Annotated in this window: 2 protein-coding genes and 1 pseudogene; all 3 read left to right on the plus strand. The window is 40.3% G+C overall.

Annotated elements, in window-relative coordinates:
- A partial coding sequence (locus tag AC1DSB_RS19390; protein WP_477587429.1) for a YlmC/YmxH family sporulation protein occupies positions 1–277 on the plus strand: 277 nt, incomplete at its 5' end.
- Positions 274–1,074 (plus strand): hypothetical protein, encoded by an 801-nt coding sequence (locus tag AC1DSB_RS19395; protein ID WP_477530997.1) that lies wholly within the window; start codon positions 274–276, stop codon positions 1,072–1,074. The genes AC1DSB_RS19390 and AC1DSB_RS19395, both read left to right, overlap by 4 nt.
- Before the next feature lie 11 nt (positions 1,075–1,085).
- Positions 1,086–1,319: pseudogene (gene spoVFB, locus AC1DSB_RS19400) on the plus strand (dipicolinate synthase subunit B); the annotation flags it as partial.

Genomic DNA, 1,319 nt, shown 5'->3' on the forward strand with positions numbered 1-1,319 from the left:
GAGTCATATGTTGCTATCAGAATTGGCGGTAAAAGAATTAATCCAAGTTGAAGACGGCAAACGATTTGGATTGCTTGCTGATACTGAATTACTATTTGAGCCAACGAGTGGAAAAATCATTGGATTTCTCGTATTAAAAGAACAAGGCAATCGGCCATTTAAATCGAAACCAAGCAGTCAAAATGTCTACATTGCTTGGGAAGATATCGTCCTTATCGGTGAACATCGGATACTCTTCACTAAGACGTCTCATCTACATGCGGATCAATCCATATGACGAACCGAAAGTGGTGTGTCATAGGTACGGATCCTCGCATGGAAAAGCTTGCTACTTTGTTGAAAAACATTGACGAGCAAGTATTATATATCCCATCCAGAGCATGGAGTTATCAAGTGGAACGGGATTTGTTGTCTTTTCAACCAGAAATCATGGTCTTACCTATTCAGCCACTTGAAATTGTAACCGATACAATTGGAATGGAATTTTTTCAAAACGTAAAAAAATGTTTCATCGGAAAATTATCTCCAGAGTGGACACGCTTTTTTGAAGCAAGTGAACTGAATACCGTAGCCTACCTTGAAGATGAACAATTTATTTGGTTGAATGCAAAGTTAACGGCAGAAGGATTTATTGCTGCCTATTATCTAGAAGAACATGAAACCGTTGCAGGCAAACAATTTATGATATCCGGTTTCGGGCGAGTAGCAAAATTGTTGGCGACACAGCTTAAACGGATGGATGCACATCCACTGATAGTCGTACGCTCACCAGTTCAATTGGCTGAAGCTCAGGCGATGGGCTACGAAGTGAAAAAATTAGAAAAAGGAATTTCGTGTGATCAGGCAATATTCATCAACACAATTCCTGCAAAATGGTTAACAGAAGATTATCAATCGTTACTAAAAACCAGCAAACGGTTTTATGATATTGCTTCCGCTCCTGGCTGCTTAGAATTGGAGGGCGATTATGCTGAATGCTATCGCCTCTGTACTTCTTTGCCAGGGCAATTTTTGAAAGAAGATGCATCAAAAATATTGTTTAAATGTTTGACAGAATCAGCTAAAGATATCTAAGGAGGAACGGTGTGCTAACAGGTAAACGAATAGGTTTTGGTATAACAGCATCACATTGTACGTATGAAGAAGTGGTTCCGAAAATCACTATTTTGAGAGAACAGGGTGCAGTGGTTGTACCAGTCGTTTCACATTCCGTGCTAGTAGCTGCCACTCGCTTTGGCACAGGGGATGAATGGGTAAGAAAAATAGAGGATGCTGCTGGGGCAAAAGTAATTTCTACTATTGCCGATGCGGAACCACTC

Source organism: Paenisporosarcina sp. P4_E4_2 (assembly GCF_056401595.1).

Excerpts from the sequence above, each read along its gene's own strand:
- AC1DSB_RS19395 (WP_477530997.1), top strand. The coding sequence starts at position 274 with ATGACGAACCGAAAGTGGTGTGTCATAGGTACGGATCCTCGCATGGAA.